Consider the following 16292-nt stretch of genomic DNA (forward strand, 5'->3'; position numbering starts at 1 on the left):
TCCGCTCCTCTTTCTTTTTATTCCTCATATGCAACAAACTGTTCGTAGACTGCTGTTTTTGGCTTGAGCGCCGTCTTCGTGGAGGAGGCGCCGCTTTTCAGCGCCTCGTTCCACGCCGTGGCGATCGTGGCGGCTAGCTGCAGCACTTCCCGAACAATCTTGGCGTCTTTTTTCATATTTGCCTCAATCAGGCGATCTGCCATATAGTTATAGAGCGCATCCAACTGATGAGCGATAATGCCCGCGTCATAGCGCAAGCCAACGCCGAGGCGGTGGAGGATGTCGTTTCCTTTTTGCAACTGTTTGTTCGCTCTCCAATGGTCTTTTTGTTCAATGGCCGTAATGGCTTCTTCCAAGCATTCGATGAGCCCCTCATATAACAACGCCGTCAACTGCTGCGAGTTTTTTTGATAAATCCACTCTTCCGTTAAAAAATCCAACGCCGTGCACCCCCATTTGCCCTCTCCCACTTATATCGGCGATAAGCTGACCATGTTTAATCATTTTTTTCAATTTCCTCAATCAAAATCAAAATTTCGGCAATCACCGCGTACAACTGCGGCGGGATGCGGTCGCCAAGATCAAGCTGAAGCAAGTTTTGCACGAGCAGCGGATCTTCTTGAATAGGGACGTGGTGCTGTTTCGCCAGTTCAATGATTTTTTGCGCCACCCGTCCGCTCCCTTGAGCAATCAATGTCGGCGCCTGGCCGCTCGCTTCGTCATAGCGGATGACGGCCGCTGTCGGGCCGTTCATTGTTTTTCGCTCCTTTTGATTGAAATACGCTGTCATCATATCGTGATATCATACCCTCTTTCGGTAAATGTTCGATATGGGGGAACCGAGGGGGTCACCTGTTCTCCTTTCTTCTCTATGTCATTGGTCAGCCTCGTCACGTTGATCCCTGTGACGTGGTAGCCGATTTCTTTCAATCTCTCTTTTGCCACATCAAGAAAGGGCTTTGCTTTTTCGGCAAAATCATCGCGATCGTTGCGAAGGGTGATCGACAAGTTTCGTTCATTGGCTTGAAGCAAAATGCCAAGATCTCCAAGTTTCTTTGTTTCCAGCAAGAAATACAACTGGCAGTTTTCCCAGTCGATTCGCTCGCCGTCTTGGCGAGCGTTGACATACACGTTGACGTTCCGCCTTTCGTTGTGCCATAACAGCGGCAAGGAGAAGAAAAAGCCTTGCACGCCTGCCCCAACGTCCCATTTATTGAGCAGCTGCTGGCCGGTCAAATTCGTCAACGCTTGTTCAGCCTGCCGCGCGACCGATTCATTTCCGCTTTGCGCCAGCCGCAACAGCGCCTCTTTCATATTGATGGGAGCTGCTCTCTCCTCGTTGCTGTTTAATGCGAGCGATTGGGCCGCCTCGTACTCATGCGTCAAGCCCAATCGGCGAATTGCGTCAAACAAGTGCCGCGCCGATGGCCCATCAGCCGGCGGACGCATCACTCGGTTCACTTGCTCAAGAAACGCTTTAGATGGATCCAGCTGCATCCCGCTTTGTCCCACTACAAGGTGTTTCACTTCCACATCAGACGGTTTAAACACGAGAGTGGACAACATGCTCTTCACATCGCTCACGATTTTCCGCGCTCCGGCCACATCTCCTTGTTGGAGCCGCTTTTTCGCCTCGGTCAGTTCAGAGCTTGCTTTCATCAGCTGCTTTTCCGTGGTCATATCGGTAAACAGCATGATGTCGCTTTTTAAAATGGCGTTGTCGAGCTGTTTGATTATCGCCTCCACCATCGATTTCGCCTGGAGGCGGGCGGCGGGCCCGCTTGTTTCTGCCAGCTTGAGCGTTGTTTCTAATTGGCGCATCACGTCGCGTTTGACCGTTTGAAAATCACGAGCAGCCTGCGCCATTTTTTTCGTCACCGTTCGCACGAGAACATCTTTTGTTTCGAGCGGCAAGCTCGTTTGCCATGCATCGTCAAACGGGCGATCGTTCGTCGGCGAAGAGAGTGACACTTCCATTTCGTTCAATGTTTCAAGCACCGTTTTCCTTGCGGCAAACTCCCTTCCTTTTCCCGCAAATTCCCGTGCTTTGACCAATGCTTCAGCGAGTGTCTGCCCCCAGTGAGGATGAGCCCGGATCGCCTCTCCGATCTCTGTCTGAACCGCACTTAACGCTTTTTCTAAATGAGGTTCTTGCTTCAACAGCTTGATCGCCCGGCGAACAGCTTCATGCAACTGCTCGATCTGCTGGGCAAAGTGGCCCGCATTGTCCGTCGCTCCACTTGGTGCCGGAGAAAAGACGAGCCGTTCCTCACCACCCCCCATGTCCTCTGCACGCTGTTCTAACAGCAGGGCGGCCAAACGTTGAAACAACACTTGTTCGCGCGTTTGTTGGGTTTTTTCTATCCCACCTGAAACATCCGCTGTCGCGCCTATGCGGCGTCCAAATGCGGCTTCCTCCGCCATGCTTTGTTGTTCTTGGCTGGCCCACGTAAATGTTGGATCCAATGTGTTGGCAATGGCCGCCAACTGCTCGCCAAACGATTGTCCATGCAAGGCCTCATGAACAGCCGCAAGGTGAGTGCTTGTTAGTTCCAACTGTTTATTCATGACAGCGCGGACGGTGTCCAATTTTTGTTCTACTGTGCCCGGAGCTTCCGCGAAAAACATCCGCAACGTGGAAAGGACCTCTTTCGTGAGCGGCTGTCCTTGCTGTTGCAGCCACGACTCGATTTGTTTCAGTTCAGGAGGCAGCGCCTCAAAGGCGGCTGGGCGGGACACCCTTCCGGCCGCTTCTTGTTGCGGGCGGGGAACGATTCGCGCCACAGGAAGTCCGTCTTGTTCACCGACAATCTTGATCGTTGCGCGCCCTTCCTCCGGCCACGTGCCTTCCGTCCGAACACGCACGTCTGTCCCTTTGATGTTTACGACTGCTTCGCCGCCTTTGACTTCTTTGATCGCTGCCTCGTATGTTTGGCCTTGTTGCAACGGCTGTTCCGAACCCGCGATCGTACGTCCCATGAACACACCGCGAATTTCCATCCCCGTTCACTCTCCACTCAATGGGTTGCTACTGTTTATATCGGCACGTTTCGCCCAAATGTTTATGGTCCTCAACTGAGAAAGCTCCCACGTTAAACATGTCAGCCACATGGAATCGGGCAAAAAAGATGTTGTGTTCAGTCCTGTGTCCGCCAAACTACCCGCGAAACGCATAGTGACCGCTTGATCCATCACACGCCTAAAAGGTCGGTGATTTAGTCAAAAAGGCTGCCGGTCCTAATTATTTTTCAATTAGATAAACCTTTCTAAACCGACTTTCCTTTCCAGATGAAAGCTGCCAATTTGCACGCGTCATCCATTTTTCACCGGTCTTCTAAAGAACTGATGAAAAATAACGGGTTCCCCTGATAGATTGGTGATCGTGCGAAAAAAGAAACAGATGTGACAAGGTTTCTCATTAAGAAACACTGTGAAGCCGCATATTTGGCGAAATCACCAGCCTTCTAAGCGCGCGCTCCTCAAAACCTCCCATCATGCGTCGTATGCCGAGACATGTTTGTCTCTCTCATGCCCGCACAAGCGTCAACGCCCCCACCTCGGCCGCCCCCGCCTCAAGCAAAACGCGGGCGGCGCGGCGGACGGTGATGCCGGTTGTGTAAATGTCGTCGATCAGAACGATGCGTTTCCCCGAAAGCGGCGGATGACCGGAGAGGAAAAACGGGTTTCCCGTTTCGAGCCGTTCGCGGCGCGATTTTTTTGATTGTTTTTCTGAATGCTTGCGAGAAAGCCAAGGGAAAGACGGGAACGGAAGCAGCCGGGCGAGCGCCTCAGCTTGGTTGAAGCCGCGCTCACGCAGGCGTTCGGGGCTTAACGGGATCGGAACGATGTGCCAACCGCGGCCGAAATGCCGACGAAACGATTGGGCGAACGGGCGGCGGAACGCTTCAACGAGCGCGTAGTCGCCGCGGAACTTCCATAAGGCGATGACATCCTTCATCCAGTCGTTATACGTGTATACGGATCGATTTTTCACGAGCACCTTCCCCCACTGTTCATCTTCCTGCCAGCGGAGGCAGTCGGCGCACAACGATGGCGCCGCCTCCTCAAGCAGGCGGCCGCATATCTCACAAAGCCGGCCGTCAATGAGTTTGAATGACCCGCGGCAGCGCGGGCAAAGGACGTCAAAGTCTTCGAGGAAAAGAAGCTGGCGCCAGCTCGCAATCGGGTTGTACGGAGAATGGCAAAGAAGGCAGTTCATGTACGCAACAGCCCCCTTTTTCGCGCTTCTTCATTCATGCGGAGGATGTGGCGGCGCGCCCGCACCATCTCCTGCGTTTTTCCATGGTGAAAAAAGCGGACATCCCCATCGGGAAACGCCGCGCTTCGACCGACGCGGCCGGCGATTTGCACGAGGGCGCTTTCCGTGAAGATGCGGTCTTCAGCGCCGAGAACCGCGACATCGATGTTCGGCACCGTCACCCCGCGCTCAAGGATCGTCGTCGTCACCAACAACGGAACGCGCCCATCGCGAAACACCTGAACATGTTCCGCACGATCTGGGGCTTCGGCATGAACGCCGACGATGCGGGAATCGACGCGCTGCAAGAGGCAGGTGACGGCTTCGAGCTCATCGATATGGGGGACGAACAAAAACGCTTGTTTTCTTTGCTCCAGACGGTGGTGAACCCACGAGAGGACGTTTTCGGGCAAGCGGCCGCGCTCTAACCGTTTGCGCCAGTTTCCGCACCATTCGAACGCAGGGACAGGAAGCGGATGGCCGTGGTAGCGGGCGGGGATGACGGCGGCTTGCCGCTTGCCGCGCGCAACGTCAAGCTGCCAAGCGCGGGATGGGGTGGCGGTTAGATAGATGAGGCTTGACCGTTCTTTCCGCGCTTGACTGACGGCGTATTCGAGCATCGGCTCGACTGAATACGGAAAGGCGTCGACTTCATCGACGATCATGACGTCAAAGACGCAGTAAGCCCGCAGCAACTGGTGGGTGGTGGAGAGAACTAAGGAAGCAATCCGTCCGCGCTCGTCGCTTCCACCATGCCACGCGGCGAGCGGAACGCGCGGGAACGCTTGGCGGAAGCGCGGGGCGAGCTCGCGGACGACATCGGTCCGCGGCGTGGCAAGGCAGACGCGCCAGCCCTTCTCAAGCGCGGCGGCGATGGCAGGAAACAATATCTCGGTTTTCCCCGCACCGCATACGGCCCAAACAATCAGTTCACGACTATCCAATACTGCTTGTTGCACGGCCATAGCGGCTTCCGCTTGGGCGGCGGACAGTTCTCCGTCCCAAGCGAGCGGCGCTTCATAACGGGCGGATGGAAGCGGCAGCGCCGCATGAACAAGGCGGGTGCAAGCGCTGATGCGCCCCATCATCAAGCACTTTCGGCAATACGCGCAATCCGATCCACAGCGGGCGCACGAAAACGAGGCAAAAAGACGCGCGTCTTCATTCCCGCAGCGCACGCAGCGCCAGCCGCGTGCTGTTTTGATGAGCCCAGGCTGTTCGTGAAGCGAACCGCTCTGGATGGCGGCGTCGATTTCTTCATCGGGAAACAGCAACTGCTCCCGTGGAAGACGCTGGCCGTTCAGCCACTCGACGAGGGGCGAAATAGCAGAAGATGGGAGAATGTACAATCAACATCACTCCTTTCGAAATTCAAGAAAAACACGTTCCCTAGTCGGGAGTCAAAAAAGAGCGGGCGACACGGCGATGCGGCAAACACGTCATGGAAAACTCCCTCTCTCCAAGTTGAGAGACTTGGATGCGCATAAATTGGACACTATTAGAGGGGTGCAGGAAGAGCGATTTGACGGTGCTCTTTTTCCTAAAAAGTTAGAAAGGTGGTGAAAAATGGTCGTCATGCACAAAACGGCAGCATTCGATTCAGAAAAGAAAGTGGAGGCGAAACGGCTTTTCGAAACGGAATGAGGATGTGGTTCGACCGTTTTTTTCACGACATACCGGCCTTCGAAAGAAATGGATGCAGCGTAATCCGGCGCCAACGAAGATTCACAAGAGGACCATGGAGTCGGTCGGCAACGTGTTTCGACAACATTCCCAGGGAAATAGCGACAAATTTTTCAGGAAAGGAAAACCGTTCGACAAGTTCGGCCAGCCCTACATCTCCGGTCTCGTTCCATAAAGCGGAGAGAGGAGAAGAAGGCGCAACCAACGAATGCGACTGCTGAATTCGGCAGCTGCGAACGGTTATGGAGAATACATCCGAAGGACAACGGCTCACGAAATGGCGGTGCATCGAGGTTGGACGAGGAAACTGGAAACATTGTGTATGAATAAGTTCAAAACTGCAAAAACTCATTCGGATCATTTCGTCTCATGAAAGCCAAACAGCCAAGGCCAAAACATCATGATCGGCCATATAGCCAAAACGACTATACCACAAATTCGCCGCCGCACAAGGCGGAGCGGATCCACCTTGCGCTCGGCTATAGAGACTTGAGACGGCGCTTTGCGGCCCCGGCTTACGGCTGATACCACGTCAACCCAAGCGCTCCTTCGCCGACGTGCGTGGCGATGACCGGACCGAAATAGCTGATCCAAAATTCGACGTGCGGATAGCGGGCAGACAGTTCGTCGCGCCAGCGGGCAGCTTCATCGGGCTGGTTGGCGTGGATGATGGCGGCTTTGAGCGGCACGCCTTTGTCCGCGTCTTCAGCGAACAATTCCTCGATGCGTTTCACCGCCTTTTGGCGCGTGCGGATTTTTTCAAACGGCACGATCACTTTGTTCTCAAAATGGAGGAGCGGCTTGATCTGCAGGAGGCCGCCGATGAACGCTTGGGCGCCCGACAGGCGACCGCCGCGCTGCAAGTGGGCCAAGTCGTCGACCATAAAGTAGGCGCGCAACGTCCGTTTGATGGCGTCCAATCGGGCGATGATGTCTTCTGGAGGCCGCCCCGCCTGCGCCATTTCAGCCGCTTCGATGGCGTAAAACCCTTGCGCCATGCAGCTGATTTCTGAGTCGTACGCGTAGACGCGCAAGCCATCCACCATTGTTCCTGCGGTGACCGCCCCTTGGTACGTGCCGCTGATGCCGCTTGAGAGATGGATGCTGATAACGGCGTCATACCCTTCCTCGCGAATGGCAGTGAACAACTCAACGAACTCGCCGACCGACGGCTGGGACGTCGTCGGCAAGGCGGGGTGCTGTCTGATTTTAACGAAAAATTCATCCGTTGAGATGTCCATTTCCTCGCGGTATGTTTCATCTCCAAAAATGACGCTGAGCGGAATCATCCGGATGCCGAGCCGCTCGCGCACCTCTTTCGGCAAGTAGGCTGTGCTGTCAGTGACAATTGCCGTTTTCACGGGCGCCATTCCTTCCTGATTTCGGATTTTCTTCCATTATACCAAAAAGGAGACACGCCCACTACTACCAATCCAAATGACGGATAGCACACCACCAAGGGATCAACACAAAGTCGCTTGCCGTTAACAATAAGACAGCTCGTCCTCTCCACGAACAAACCAAAAACGAGGCATCGCCGCCTCGATCCCCTCAACACAGCCGTCAAATGTCCGCCATGCCAACAGCCAGTGGAAATGGAGGGGGAATCATCGCCATTAACGCACCTCAACCCAGCCGTTTTTGATCGCCACCACAACGGCTTGCGTCCGATCGTTGACGTTTAATTTTTGCAAGATGCTGCTGACATGGTTTTTCACCGTTTTTTCGCTAATGTAAAGCTCCTCGCCGATGGCGCGGTTGCTTTTGCCGTCCGCCAACAGCTGCAGCACCTCGCACTCGCGTCGCGTCAGCAAATGAAGCGGACGGCGCACCTCTTGTTTGACCGCCGCGCCGCCTTTTTCCGTCGTCAAGCGGCGGTATTCGCGAATCAAGTTGTGCGTCACTTTCGGATGCAAGTACGAACCGCCTTCGGCGACGATTCTCACTGCTTCGATGAGCGTATCCGCGTCCATCTCCTTCAACAAATACCCAGTCGCTCCCGTCTGCAAGGCGCGCATGACGTAGTTTTCATCGTCATGAATCGACAACACGACGACTTTCGTATCAGGGTAAGCTTCGATCAGATGTTTCGTCGCCTCAACACCGTTGATGTCCGGCATGTTGATATCCATCAGCACCAAATCGGGGCGGTATGTTTCGACGATCGAAAGCGCTTCGCTTCCGTCGCTTCCTTCCGCCACGACTTCAAAATCGCCTTCAAATTCCAAAATGCGCTTGATGCCCTCGCGAAACAGCTGGTGATCATCGATAATCGCGATGCGTGTTTTCATCGTTTCCTCTCCTCCTTGTTCGTTTCGTCAGTCGAACGGTCGAGCGGAACGCGAATGAACACAGTCGTTCCGCTGCCAATCTTTGAGCGGATGACGAGCGTGCCGCCGAGCAGCTCCACGCGCTCCCGCATTCCGATCAAGCCGAACGCATTTTCTTTTTTGACCGATGGATCAAATCCTTTGCCATCGTCCTTGACGCTGACAAGCAGATGGCCGCACGTCACTTCCATTTTGACGTCGATATGGCGCGCTTCGGCATGCTTCAAGGCGTTTTGCACCGACTCTTGGACAAGCCGAAACACGGCCGCCTCCATCCGCGACGGCAGCCGAATTTCTTCGCCGATATGTACAAAGGAAATATGGACTCCGTTATTATATTCTTCGGTCGTTTGCAAATATTTTTTTATCGTCGGAACCAGTCCTAAATCATCAAGCGCCATCGGCCGCAAGTCGTATATGATGCGGCGCACTTCGGACAAAGCGGAGCGCACCATTTTGCGAAAATCGCGAATTTCGGCGATCGCCGCCTCTGGCCCTCGCTCTTTGATCACCTTTTCGACAAGGTCCGACCGGAGCAACACATGGGCGAGCAGCTGCGCCGGGCCGTCATGGATTTCCCGCGACAGGCGACGCCGCTCTTCTTCCTGGGCTTCGATGATTTTCAACCCAAATTCCTGCTTTTGCTTCGCTCCTTCAATGAGCTCGCCGACCTGGCGGAAATCGCTGTTTAAGTAGTGGAGCACGACCGTAATTTGTCCAACTAAATAATCGGCGCGTTCGATAATTTGCGCAAGGCTCGCCAATCTCCGCTCAAGCTCGTCGCGGCGCAGCCGCAACTGTTTCTCCCGCTCGCGCACCATTGCCAGTTTCATATGCAGCCCGTGCGCCTGTTCATACGCCTCGCGAATATCTTGCTCCGAATGGGTGGAAAAGTTTTGGCTCACTTCCGACAGATGACGGCGCGCCTCACGCGCTTTCATTTCCAGCTGATCCGCTTCTTCGATCGCCTGCACTGTCAGCCGCTTCACCTCCTCGAGTTCGCGAAGCAAATGGTCGTGCTCTTGACGCGACTGCTCCCCGATGCGGAAAATTTCGTCTTTGCTATGTTGAACAGTGTCGATCATTTTTTCGACAATCTGATCTAACTGCTTCACATCCCATTGTTTTGCCTCAGCCATTTGCCAACCTCCAACAGCGCTGCCAAGCGGTGCGCATGGGCGCCAGCAAAATTTGTTTGAAGGAAAAAAGTTGTCGATTTATAATAATAGAAGCATGCGCTATCTATTGCTCTTTTATTTTCAGTTTACCATAATTAGAGTAGAGCGCTAGCCATTCATGCAAAAAAATAAGCAACATTAAACCGTTTTCGCGTTTTTGTATATTGAGGTGTTTTGCTTTGTTACAAAAATATTACACCGTCAAAGGATACGGTGAACGCGAGATCGTGATTGAAAAATCACGGTTCATCTGCTATATCAATCGCGCTGAAACGGAAGAAGAGGCTGTCGCCTTTATCCAACAGATCAAGAAGAAACATTGGGACGCCACCCACAACTGCTCCGCCTATTTGATCGGCGAGCATGACCAAATCCAAAAAGCGAACGATGACGGCGAGCCGAGCGGCACCGCAGGGGTGCCGATGCTTGAAGTGCTGAAGAAAAAAGGGCTGAAAGACACCGTCGCCGTCGTCACCCGCTATTTCGGCGGCATCAAGCTCGGTGCGGGCGGGTTGGTGCGCGCCTACAGCCGCGCCGTCTCCGAGGGCTTGAACGCCGCCGGCATCGTCGAGCGTCGGCTCATGCGCGTCATGCATGTGACGATCGATTATCCATGGCTTGGGAAAGTGGAAAATGAGCTGCGGTCTTCCGTATATACTATTAAAAATATCCAATATGCCGAGCGCGTCACGTTTGACGTTCTCGTTCCCGAGGAAAGCCAGTCTTCGTTCGGCAAGTGGATGACCGAACTGACAAACGGAAGGGCGAACATTCAGACGGGAGCGATGGAGTATGCCGAACAGCTGCTTCCGTCTTCCTGAAACGACACCGTAAAGGAAAGAAGGGTTAAATGATGAATCATACAAGAAAAACGGTGAAAAAGAGAAAGAAAAAAAAGCGGCTCCGCCGACTATTTTTGCTCGTGTTTCTTCTTTTGCTCGGGGAATCGGCGCCTTTGGCTACAATATTTACTCCGAGACGAAACAGGCGTCAAGCAAAATTTATCAAGCCCTCAATCCATCGGGAGAGCCGCCGAAGGATATTGAAATGAACAAAGATCCGTTTACCGTGCTGTTGGTTGGAGTGGAAAATCAGTACCACGACGAGGAGGGGCGGTCTGATGTCGTCATGTTGTTGACCGTCAATCCAAAAACGAACAAAGTGTATTTGTTGAGCATTCCGCGTGACACGCGCGTTTACATTCCAAGCGAAGGGCGGAAAGACAAAATCACCCACTCCTACAGCCATGGAGGAATTCAGTCGACGATTGCAGCCGTCAATGAGCTGATCGATGTTCCGATCGACTATTACGTGACGACTGATTTTGAAGGGTTCGAAAAAATTGTCGATTCCCTAGGCGGCGTCACAGTGGACGTTCCGTTTACATTCAAAGCCCAGCTGACAGGTTCTCTCAAATGGCATACGTTCCATAAAGGCAAACAAGAGTTGAACGGCAATGAAGCGCTCGCCTATGTGCGGATGAGAAAATCGGACCCCCGCGGCGATTTTGGTCGAAACGAACGGCAAAAACAAGTCATTCGCGCCATTATTGACAAAAGCACGTCCATCACCTCGCTGCCGAAACTCGATGACGTCATCGCTGATTTAGGGGATCACGTGCGGACGAACATTCCTCCGTCCGATTTGTTGTCGTTCATCTATGTCTATCAAAAAATGAAACACGCGGATGTAGAAAATTTGCATTTGAAAGGATACGACGAAACGATCAACGGCGTGTACTACTACATCCCTGACGAGCAATCGGTCAGCTCAATCAATGAAACGCTGCGGCAAGCGCTTGAGACGTCCAACGCCTCCCTCACGCGCAGCGATTCACCGTCCACACAAAGCCAAAATTAACGATCGCAGAGAAGGCGTTCCCAGAAGCAATGGGGCGCCTTTTTCCATTTATATCGTACATCATGCCGCAATGATGATGAAAGAACCGAACCTTTCATGTCCTCTGTTTTTTTCTCTCTTTTTCAACAAAACTTTTCATTTTTTCTCATAATAGGACTGAATTCGGGTTGGATAAAACGGCAAAATTCGCTATGATAGTATAGAAAACGCAAACTTCAGAAAAAAGGGGGGATCGAATCTTTGAAAAAAACGCTTCTTTCCGTCTTGTTGGCGACTTGCCCGCTATGGCCGTCAGCCGCCTTGGCCGCTGATGGAAGTCCGTCCTCATCCTTACCGACTCTCATGGTCGCTGAGCATAACGCTTTGCTGAGGAGAGGAGCGACGGATTCCTATCAAGTCGTCGAATCCATTTCTGCTGGCCAACAAGTGAAGGTAATCGACAAGTTCCAAAACGCTGCTGGCGAAACGTGGTATCGCATCGAGTACAAGGGCATCACAGGCTGGGCGCGTGCAGACGACTTTTCTGAAACGCACATCTCTTCCGCCTTCCCTAACGTGATGTTCGCCCAGCAAGACTCATTGCTGAGAAGAGGGGCAACCGATTCATATCGGGCCGTTGGTTCGATTCCCGCTGGCCAACAAGTGAAGGTGATCGACAAGTTCCAAAACGCTGTTGGCGAAACGTGGTATCGCATCGAGTACAAGGGCATCACAGGCTGGGCGCGTGCGGACCGCTTTTCCAACCAACCGCCTTCTATGCTCGTCGGAAAGCAGGCGGTGATCGCCGCCAACGACATCGTGATGCGCAAGGGGGCATCCCCTTACTATCCGGCCGTAAAAACACTATCTAACGGCGATATCGTCTCCATCATTGCCGAGTTCACCAATTCGCTCGGGGAACAGTATGTGCGTGTGGAATGGGCGGGAGTCAAAGGATGGGTGAAAACGGAGCAGATCTACATACCAGAACAGCTTCCGACACTTTTGCCGACATTCATGAACGTTGTGCAGTCCTCGCCGGTTCGCCGCGGGGCGAGCATCCATTACCGCACCGTCGCCACAGTGTCACGCGGTCAATCGGTCCAAGTGATCGATTTGTTCGTCACAAATGGCCAGGAGCTGTGGTACCGCGTTGATCTCGGACATGTCCGGGGATGGGTGTCGGAAAAAGTGTTGACGATGTCATCAACCATTTCGGTTCCAAGCGGTGTCTCGGATACATCCAGCATCTCAAGCCAGCCGCTGATGGTCAGCGTGTCGGTCGCCAATGTGCGGCAAGCTCCTTCTTTAAAAGCAAAAGTCGTCACCCAACTGAAAAAAGGAACTAAACTGAACAGCCTGTCAAGCGCCAAAGATACGTCAGGAGCGCTTTGGTACAAAGTGTCCCTCAATGGAAAAACGCTCGGCTGGGTGCACGAGACGGTCGTAACCAAATCTTTCCTTTCCCCACCAGCCATCCAAGGGGAGCAAAAACAGGTGACAACCGCTAATGCGGCGTTGTTTTCCGAACCTTCGTTGAGCGCCGCAGTCATCGAACGGATTGCGAAAAACAGAACGGTCACAGTTTTGAAGACGACAGAAGCGTTTCCGTTCGACTGGGTGCAAGTCGCTTCTGCATCGGGGAAAACGGGATGGATGCCGGCGTTTGAAGTAAAAGCCCCATCCTACGTATACGTCAAACAGGCCAACACTCCGCTGCGCCGAGGTGCATCTTCGAACTATCGATCGTTGAAGGCACTGGCAGCGAATGAACGGCTTGCTGTCCTTTACGAATATCATGGGTGGCTGAATGTCGAAACATCCGATGGCGTCCGCGGATGGGTGGAGGAATCGAGAACATCTACCGTCGCCTTAAATAGTCTCATCGAACCGACGTTTTCGACCATCAACGAAGAGGCCTATTTGACGTGGAAAAAAACTTCAAATTTCCGCGTCTCCTATTCGTTGTTGCCGGGCAATCGTCTGAAAATCACCGGCTCGTTTTCCTACGCTGAAGTCCCGTCGACCGACATTCCAGGCATACAAACTGTGGAGTGGAACGGCAACAGCCTGCTCATTACCTTTGAACCGGGGTACACGTTCACTCTTCGCCATTACAGCGACCGATTGGCGCTGAAAATTCTCGAGACCGGGCTCAAAGGCAAAAAAATCATCATTGACGCAGGGCATGGAGCGCACGACACGGGGGCGATCGGCCCTGGCGGCACGCGGGAAAAAGATATTACGCTTGACACCGCCTTATTGCTAAAAGAAGAATTGGAGCGGGCCGGAGCGATCGTGAAATTGACGCGAAGCACCGACATCTTTTTGGAGCTGTCGGAACGAACATGGATCGCCAACAGTTCCGACTACGACGCCTTTATCAGCATTCACGCCGACTCGTACTCGCGAACATCCCGCGGAACGACAACGTACTACAACGTATCGAGCAACTTCAATGGGCCAAAAAGCGAGCAGTTGGCCGCCATCGTGCAAAAGCATCTTGTCCAACAACTCGGAACATATGATCGCGGCCATAAAAAGCAAGACTTTTACGTCAACCGGAAAAACGAGCTTCCAAGTATTCTCGTTGAGCTCGCCTTCATCTCCAATCCGAATGAAGAGGCATTGCTCAAAACGAAAGCGTTCCGTCAAAAAGCGGCCATCGGCATTCGCGAAGGATTGGAAGAGTATTTCAGCCAATTCTAGTTTGTTCGCGTTCGGAGAATAATAGCATGGAAAAGCTATTATTCTCCTTTGTTTCCGTAATTAGGTAGGTAGCATCAAAAGTTTTATGAAAACTCCACACAGACCATCGCCTTGAGCATCGTAGGGATGCTCAAGGCCGAATTCGCCCTTGACCAACACCCGCCAAAGGTGCGAAAGGGACGTCAAGGGCGACGGGGACAAAAAAGAAAACGGGGGAGATGAACATGATGAAACGAAAAGCCAAATGGGCCGTTGCTGCCAGCCTAGCGGTCGGCATGACGGCAGGCGCCCTCTTGTTTACGCCATCGGCGATGAAAGCATCGGAAGAAGTCGTGTTAGCGAGCGTCGACTGGGTGACTTCCCAACTCAACCCGATGAAAAGCGACATTGCCAATTTGAAAACGCAATTGGCTGCCCAGCAACAACAAATTCAACAACTTCAACAACAACTTGCCAGCAAACCCGCTTCGCCTTCTTTGCCTTCTGTCGTCTATGTGGCGAAAAACAATTCGGCCGTCCGCAGCGGTGCATCCACAAGCTACCGCGTCATCGCCTATAAGCAGGCGGGAACTTCACTGCAAGTCGTCAGTGCATACCTTACTTCCCAAGGACTGTGGTACAACGTCGTCCTCTCCTCATCGCTGAAAGGATGGATCTATTCAGGCGATGTCTCAACATCCGCCGTCAGCAGCGACAGCACCAAGCACGTCATCGCCACGGCCGCAGTCAATATTCGAAAAGGAGCATCAACCTCCTACCCCATTGTGACGACAGTTCCGAAGGGAACACAAATGACCTATATCCAGCCGTTTACCAATAGCAAAGGAGAGAAATGGTACAACGTGCAGCTGTCTGACGGGCGGCGGGGTTGGATGGCCGCTGAATTTGGTGAGGTGAAGTAGACGGTGAAAAAATTAGCGTGGTTGGCCGTCGGCCTGTTTTTGCTCATCGTCTCTCCTTCCGCCTCAAACGCCGCTGGGGTGAAAACGTACAACAATCCCGTGCAAGTCCTTTTATATAAAGGGACATCGGTCACAGTCGCCGTCGAAGGAAATTACCAAATTTTCAATAAAGAGACGTTGACGATCACCCCGTTGGCAAGCGGGACAACCTTGACATTTCGTTCTTCCTCTTCGGCCGTATTGGCCACGTACAACGGAAAGACGGATTTTTCAAGCACCGGATTTACCATTCAAGAAACGATCGGCGCTGCGCCGTTGTCGCTTGTGAAAGTGAATCAAACGCGCTACCGCGGCAGCGTCGACATTCGCCTGCAAAACAGCGCCTTGCATGCTGTCAATATTTTAGACATGGAAGATTATTTAAAAGGAGTCGTGCCGAGCGAGATGCCTGCCTCTTGGCCGCTTGAGGCGCTGAAGGCGCAAGCTATTGCGGCCCGAAACTACGCCTATAAACATAAAACAAGTTTGACAACCAATCCAAACACACAGACCTATAAAGGATATGACGGGGAATCTCCTCGATCGAGCGAGGCAGTGGATGCGACAAGAGGATTGTATCTGAAATATAATGGCAGCGTCATCGAAACGTATTACCACTCGACAAGCGGCGGCAGAACCGCCAACGTAAGCGACGTCTGGAACTCGTCGCAAACCGCCTACCCATATTTGGCGAGCGTCGATGACCCGTATGAATCATCGCCGTACAGCCGTTGGTCGTTCACCTTCTCCCCGTCTGTGCTGTTGCGTTCGTTCGGGCTCACCGATCCATCGGTTGTTTTATACGACGTCTCGATCGCCAAAACCGGCGCGAACGGAGAAGTGGGGGCCGTCACGATTGAGACCTCGGCAGGCGAAAAAACAGTGAAAGGCAATGAAACAACCATCCGCAAACTGTTTCCGCTAGACGGCAATCAATTTTACGGCATCTTGCCGTCCAACTGGTTTGACATTCAGGTAGAGAAAAACGGTCCGTCGGTGTCGATTCAAACGGTCAATGGCAATATCGCCGCTTCCTCCTTGTCGTCCTACTCCGTTCAAACAGGAAACGGAACGATTTCACTTGCCAACGTCGAAGAAATAAAAGTGCAAACAACCGCCGGAGTCACGCCGCTTTCCGCCTCGCCGTCAGGGGTTAACTCGATCATCGTCACTGGAAAAGGATGGGGGCACCGGATCGGCATGAGCCAATACGGAGCGAAGGCATTCGCCGAGCGCGGATGGACGGCGGCGCAAATTTTGGAGCACTACTTCCCCGGAGCGGAAGTCTCGTTCTAGTGGCAGAGGCGATGATTTCATACGGGATTTTGCTCTCCACCTGAGCATGACACGGAAA

At 53.0% G+C, this 16292-nt stretch carries 13 protein-coding genes; 5 read left to right on the forward strand and 8 right to left on the reverse strand.

Annotated features, from left to right (window positions below; all coding sequences use genetic code 11):
• Positions 1–17 precede the first annotated feature (17 nt).
• The 8 genes from fliS to BJQ97_RS15555 all read right to left on the reverse strand — a co-directional run bounded on the left by fliS (position 18) and on the right by BJQ97_RS15555 (position 9410).
• Positions 18–440 (reverse strand): flagellar export chaperone FliS, encoded by a 423-nt coding sequence (fliS, locus tag BJQ97_RS15520; RefSeq protein ID WP_160157259.1) that lies wholly within the window; start codon positions 438–440, stop codon positions 18–20.
• A 56-nt stretch (positions 441–496) separates the two neighbouring features.
• Positions 497–793, reverse strand: a complete 297-nt coding sequence (locus tag BJQ97_RS15525) for an EscU/YscU/HrcU family type III secretion system export apparatus switch protein (protein WP_160157260.1) — start codon at positions 791–793, stop codon at positions 497–499.
• Positions 790–3000, reverse strand: a complete 2211-nt coding sequence (locus BJQ97_RS15530) for a hypothetical protein (RefSeq protein WP_160157261.1) — start codon at positions 2998–3000, stop codon at positions 790–792. Before BJQ97_RS15530 ends, BJQ97_RS15525 begins: the two co-directional genes overlap by 4 nt.
• Before the next feature lie 526 nt (positions 3001–3526).
• The gene (locus tag BJQ97_RS15535) at positions 3527–4219 is read right to left on the reverse strand and encodes a ComF family protein (RefSeq protein WP_160157262.1); all 693 of its coding nucleotides are present in this window, start codon (positions 4217–4219) and stop codon (positions 3527–3529) included.
• Complete coding sequence (locus BJQ97_RS15540) at positions 4216–5607, reverse strand: ATP-dependent helicase ComFA (RefSeq protein ID WP_160157263.1); 1392 nt, start codon at positions 5605–5607, stop codon at positions 4216–4218. Before BJQ97_RS15540 ends, BJQ97_RS15535 begins: the two co-directional genes overlap by 4 nt.
• Positions 5608–6456: 849 nt before the next feature.
• Entirely contained in the window at positions 6457–7302 is an 846-nt protein-coding gene (locus BJQ97_RS15545) for a DegV family protein (RefSeq protein WP_160157264.1), read from the reverse strand.
• 255 nt (positions 7303–7557) lie between these two features.
• Positions 7558–8232: a response regulator gene (locus tag BJQ97_RS15550; protein WP_160157265.1), complete on the reverse strand. Its 675-nt coding sequence runs from the start codon at positions 8230–8232 to the stop codon at positions 7558–7560.
• Entirely contained in the window at positions 8229–9410 is a 1182-nt protein-coding gene (locus tag BJQ97_RS15555; protein ID WP_160157266.1) for a sensor histidine kinase, read from the reverse strand. The genes BJQ97_RS15550 and BJQ97_RS15555 overlap by 4 nt, the downstream gene beginning before the upstream one ends.
• A 218-nt stretch (positions 9411–9628) precedes the next feature.
• Between BJQ97_RS15555 and BJQ97_RS15560 the strand changes: the two genes are divergently transcribed.
• The 5 genes from BJQ97_RS15560 (at position 9629) to BJQ97_RS15580 (ending at position 16234) form a co-directional block, all read left to right on the forward strand.
• Positions 9629–10270, forward strand: coding sequence for a YigZ family protein (locus tag BJQ97_RS15560; protein ID WP_160157267.1), 642 nt, complete (start codon positions 9629–9631; stop codon positions 10268–10270).
• A gap of 226 nt (positions 10271–10496) precedes the next feature.
• Positions 10497–11309, forward strand: coding sequence for an LCP family protein (locus BJQ97_RS15565; RefSeq protein ID WP_236567291.1), 813 nt, complete (start codon positions 10497–10499; stop codon positions 11307–11309).
• 240 nt (positions 11310–11549) lie between these two features.
• Positions 11550–13997 (forward strand): SH3 domain-containing protein, encoded by a 2448-nt coding sequence (locus BJQ97_RS15570; protein WP_160157268.1) that lies wholly within the window; start codon positions 11550–11552, stop codon positions 13995–13997.
• A 224-nt stretch (positions 13998–14221) separates the two neighbouring features.
• Positions 14222–14899 carry an SH3 domain-containing protein gene (locus tag BJQ97_RS15575; protein WP_160157269.1) on the forward strand — a complete coding sequence of 226 codons (678 nt, stop codon included), beginning with the start codon at positions 14222–14224 and terminating at the stop codon, positions 14897–14899.
• A 3-nt stretch (positions 14900–14902) separates the two neighbouring features.
• Positions 14903–16234, forward strand: a complete 1332-nt coding sequence (locus BJQ97_RS15580; protein ID WP_160157270.1) for a SpoIID/LytB domain-containing protein — start codon at positions 14903–14905, stop codon at positions 16232–16234.
• The last annotated feature ends 58 nt before the right edge of the window (positions 16235–16292 follow it).

Origin of the sequence: Geobacillus sp. TFV-3 (genome assembly GCF_009901865.1) — a bacterium.
GTDB lineage: Bacteria > Bacillota > Bacilli > Bacillales > Anoxybacillaceae > Geobacillus > Geobacillus thermoleovorans_A.